Origin of the sequence: Clostridium sp. UMB9555A (assembly GCF_030222355.1) — a bacterium.
In the GTDB taxonomy this organism is placed as follows: Bacteria; Bacillota; Clostridia; order Clostridiales; family Clostridiaceae; genus Sarcina; species Sarcina perfringens.
In genome coordinates this window covers 1-5,000 of record NZ_JASORQ010000023.1, presented here as the reverse complement: position 1 = coordinate 5,000, position 5,000 = coordinate 1, and the positions used below count along the sequence as shown (strand labels likewise).

Here is a 5,000-nt window from a genome sequence, read left to right as displayed (position 1 = left end):
TGTTAATATCTTCTGTTTAATTTTCAAAGACCATTTCGTTGTCGCCCTCAAGCGACTTCCTTAGTTTATCATCACTTTGAAACTTTGTCAACAACTTTTTTCAAAACTTTTAATTTATTTTGTTGAGTTGTTTATGTGTCTCTCAGCGACGAGATTTATCTTACCACGTTACATAACTTATTCTAATTACATAGATATTTATTTTACATAATTATTGTTAATATTCTTTATTTTTCATTAAAATACTATATAATTCTTATATTGATACACCTGGTAAAGTTTAAATTGAAATTTCCCTTAATATTCCTATAAATACTCTTATTCTAAGTATAATATTTACTATATTATTCTTATACTAAATAAAAAAACTCTTTTTTTATTTAAATTTATCTAAATATATACACCAATATAATAATTTATAGATATTACTTAGATAAAATTATATTTATATTTTCTCTATATTTAATTTAATTTTTTCTTTAAAACACTTTAAATTTGAATTTAATAATCTTAAATACTATAATTTCTATATAGTTCTTTAATGAAGGAGGCCTTCTTATGCCTAAAATTATAAAAAATGTAAAAGAAGATTTATTAACTGAAGGAAAAAAACAATTGCTGTCTAATGGATATTTAAATTTAAATATAAGAAATATAACTAAGGAATGTAATATAGGTACTGGAACCTTCTATAACTATTTTAAAAACAAGGAACAACTTGTTATTGATATACTATCTAATGATTGGACTTCTATTTTAAAGATATCTAATGAAATAATAGAAGAAGATATTTCATTTAAAGAAAAACTAATTGTTATTTCTAATAATATAAATAATTTCTTAAAAAACTATAGACTTATATTTTCAGAAATGGCTAAGCATACATCTAAAAATCACTATGTTATAGAACCAATGTATGAAACTTTAGAAAAGCTAATTGAAATTCATATAGAAAAGGGAGAAATTAATCCCCCTATATCCTCAGATAAGTTTGCTTATTTTCTACTAAATAATCTTATATTAACCTCTCGTTCTGAATTAACTATAGACGACCTATTACTATTATTAAATATATAAATAAAAAAGCCATAAACCACTAAATGGTTTATAGCTTTTATTTTAATTTTCAATATAACTTTTCATTTAATTATTAAAGTAGTTTTTTCATTTGACTAGCTAAAGGATCTGCTAAAGTTCCCATAATTACTTGAACATTCTTTCCATCTAATTTCATTATTCCGCTAGCTCCAGCCTTTTTTAAAGTAACTTCATCTATTTTAGAAGCATCTTTTAAAGTTAATCTTAATCTTGTTATACAGTTATCTAAAACTTCAATATTTTCCTTTCCTCCAAGTGCTTCTAAAACAACTTCTGCCTTTTCAGCTAAAGTACCACCCTTAGATGGATTATCTCCTGATTTTGAAACTGTTTTTGAATTAGTTTCTGTATCTTCGTTTTCATCATCAAAATCATCTTCTCTACCAGGTGTTTTAAGATTAAACTTCTTAATAAAGAATACAAACAAGAAATAGTAAATTACGAATGCAATAATTCCCATTAATAATATCATTAATTGGTTTTGACCTTTTCCAAAATATAAAATATAGTCAATTAATCCACCTGAGAAACTAAATGCTAGATGTACATTAAGAGCATATGCTACTGCTAATGATATACCTGTTAAAATTGCATGTATTACATAAAGTATTGGTGATAAGAACATAAATGCAAATTCTATTGGTTCTGTAATACCTGTTATTATAGCTGTTAATGCTAATGATAAGAACATTCCACCAACAACGGCTTTGTTTTTCTTCTTAGCACAAACATACATTGCTAAACATGCCGCTGGTAAACCAAACATCATTATTGGATAGAAACCTGCTGTGTAAACCCCAGCTGTTGGATCTCCCGCTAAAAATCTTGCAATATCTCCAGTTGCAATTTGACCTGAAACTGGATCTGTAAAGCTTCCTAATTGGAACCAAATTACTGTGTTCATTACATGGTGTAATCCAATTGGTATTAATAATCTATTTAATATTCCATATATTCCAGCCCCCATAGCACCTGCTGCTACCATTATATTAGCAAATCCGTCTAATCCAGCTTGGAATGTTGGCCAAGTATATCCAAAGAATACCCCTAAAATAAGGCATACTGCTGATGTTATTATTGGAACAAATCTTTTTCCACCAAAGAATCCTAAAAATTGAGGAACTTTAATATCTTTAAATTTATTATATAAAAGTCCTCCAACAACTCCGGCTACAACTCCACCAAAAGCTCCCATATTTATACTTGGATCAAATGAAGTTGCAACATTTTTCATAACTAAAAATCCTAAAAGACCTGCTAATCCTCCAACTCCATTATTTTCATCTGAAAGTCCAAACCCTATACCTACAGCAAAAAGCATTGCCATATTATCTCCAAAGGCAGCTCCACCAGCAGCGCTGATCCAAGGAATATTTAATAAGTCTTTATCTCCAAGTCTTAATAATAATCCTAAAGCTGGCATTACTGCTATAGGAACCATTAAAGATTTACCTATTCTTTGAAGAAAGCCTAAAACTTTTGAACCTTTTTTACTCATTTGTTCATTCCTCCTTATAATTTTTTCATTTAGTTTAAGTTTGTATAATGCTTAAAAAAATTAATTTCTTTAAAGCATAAGGTATTCTAAAAATAAAATATAAAAATTATTTATTCTATTGAATACCTATATAAGTATTTTATAATCTATATTTTTAATCATAAAATACTTATATAGAAATTCATTTTGAAATACTTTCACCTTTATCTAAAAATTCTCCTATTAATACAATTATAATAAGCTTATATTTACACATAAAAAAAGCTGAAAAGAACATAGTAATTCTTTTCAGCTAATGCCCAAAATTTATGGTTACACGCTTAAAATAATCTCTTAACATTACATCTGTAATGTTTGCATTTAAATATTACTATATCTTTTTTAGGGTGTCAACTTTAAGATAAACATATTTTTTTATAATCACTATAATATTATCTTTCTCACGCTTCATAAATTTATTACATATAAATACAAATCTTCAAATGATATTGTATAAATATAGTGTTGACTTATAAAAATAAAGAATATATAATGTAATCATAACATGTTACTGTTAAATCAGGCATAAGTTCTAATAGACTTATGCCTGTTTTTTTATATTTGATTCTATATATAGAAAGGAAGTGAATTTCTTAACTTAATATAATAAGTTGAGAAAATAAATATGTTTGGATTATTTAAAAAAGAATTAAAATTAATTGCTCCTGCAACTGGAAAAACTATTGATTTATCACAAGTACCAGATCAAGTTTTCGCTGAAAAAATGGCTGGAGATGGAGTTGCTATTGAAGTAACTGGAGATACTATTGTTGCTCCTGCTGATGGAGAATTATCATTAGTATTCAAAACTAACCATGCTTTTGCTATGACTTTAAGTAATGGTATTGAATTATTAGTTCACGTTGGTATAGACACAGTTTCTCTAGAAGGAGAAGGATTCGAAAGATTAACTGAACCAGGACAACAAGTTAAAGCTGGTACACCAATATTAAAAATAGATAGAGATTTTATATTAGGAAAAGGCTTAAAATTACACACTCCTGTATTAATCACAAATCCTGATATGGTAAAAGATATGAAACCTGTTATAGGTAAAACAGTTACTGCTGGAAATGATACTGTTTTAACTTATAAAGTTAAATAATAAAAAAGCTGACTTAAAAGTCAGCTTTTTTATTATTCATTTTTTCTTATTCTCTCTACATGCAAGGCTAAATAACCTATCTCATCTTCTGCAACCTTTAGAGAAAAATCTTCATTTATAGCTTTTCCTATTTCTTCAGCAACCTTAAAGGATTCTGGATACTTTAGTTTTATAATAGAAAGCAATTCATTTTTTACTGGAGTATTATTTATAAGTCTTTCAATAGCAAATCTTAAGTGGCTTATAAATCTAGCATAAGATAATGAAGTTCTATCAACCTCAATATTAAAAGCATCTTCAATATATTCTACAGCAGTATTTGCTATATAGGTAAATTTTATTGTATGAGAAATATTTCTTGTTGTCCTTGCTGAATGAATATGCATAGCAATAAATCCAATCTCATCATCAACTATACTTACCCCTGTAAAATCTTCAAGCTTTTTAACCATTTTAGTGGCAGCCTCAAACTCCTTAGGATATAAAGTTTCTATTTCCACTAAAAAAGGATTTCTTAAAATCTCTCCTTTTTTCATTCTCTCAATAGCAAAAGAAATATGATCTATTAAACCTATATGTATAATCTCATTTAATTCCTCACTAAAATCTCTTGAAATCTCTAATATTAATTCTTCACAAAAAGCAATAAACTTCTCATCATTACTTCCAACCACTCTTCTAAAGTTAGCAATATTATTTTCATCTTGTATAGTAAATATTTTTTCTATATTAGTATTCTCAGGTATTATTGAACCCTTTTTACAATTAAAGCCTATACCTTTAGCAAATAATATAATTTCTTTCTCATCATCATCAACCAAAACTATATTATTATTGAAAGCTCTTTTTACCTCATATGCTTTTTCCGTTTTTTTTATCATAATATTCTCCTCTATACCACTATTACTGCTAACTAAATTTATATTAACTCTTATTTAAAGTCATTATTTATAAAAAAGCAACTTAAAAATATATATTTTTTTATTCATTATATATAATTATATATTAAAACTTTTATTTTTACTAATATATAAAGTCGACTAGAATCCTGTTAAATATTAATATATTCTGAACTCTAGTCGAATTTATATAAAACTTTATTCTATTATACTTTATTTTACTATAATTATTTTTATACTAATTTACATAATATATTTTTATATACAAAAAAACCTCTCTAATAAGAGAGGTTTTTGGTGATCTGCCAGGGAATCGAACCCTGGACACCGTGATTAAAAGTCACGTGCTCTACCGACTGAG

The 5,000-nt window shown here is 26.4% G+C and carries 4 protein-coding genes; 2 read left to right on the top strand and 2 right to left on the bottom strand.

The window, feature by feature from the left end; all coding sequences use genetic code 11:
- Positions 1 to 558: 558 nt before the first annotated feature.
- Complete coding sequence (locus QP548_RS16740) at positions 559 to 1,077, top strand: TetR/AcrR family transcriptional regulator (RefSeq protein ID WP_061426067.1); 519 nt, start codon at positions 559 to 561, stop codon at positions 1,075 to 1,077.
- Positions 1,078 to 1,150: 73 nt separating this feature from the next.
- Here the strand turns inward: QP548_RS16740 and nagE are convergent, their stop codons facing one another.
- Positions 1,151 to 2,596 carry an N-acetylglucosamine-specific PTS transporter subunit IIBC gene (gene nagE, locus QP548_RS16735; RefSeq protein WP_061426066.1) on the bottom strand — a complete coding sequence of 482 codons (1,446 nt, stop codon included), beginning with the start codon at positions 2,594 to 2,596 and terminating at the stop codon, positions 1,151 to 1,153.
- A 664-nt stretch (positions 2,597 to 3,260) separates the two neighbouring features.
- Here nagE and QP548_RS16730 point away from each other — a divergent pair.
- Positions 3,261 to 3,740 carry a PTS sugar transporter subunit IIA gene (locus tag QP548_RS16730; RefSeq protein WP_061426065.1) on the top strand — a complete coding sequence of 160 codons (480 nt, stop codon included), beginning with the start codon at positions 3,261 to 3,263 and terminating at the stop codon, positions 3,738 to 3,740.
- Positions 3,741 to 3,772: 32 nt separating this feature from the next.
- Here the strand turns inward: QP548_RS16730 and QP548_RS16725 are convergent, their stop codons facing one another.
- Complete coding sequence (locus QP548_RS16725; RefSeq protein WP_061426064.1) at positions 3,773 to 4,621, bottom strand: PRD domain-containing protein; 849 nt, start codon at positions 4,619 to 4,621, stop codon at positions 3,773 to 3,775.
- Between the last annotated feature and the right edge of the window lie 379 nt (positions 4,622 to 5,000).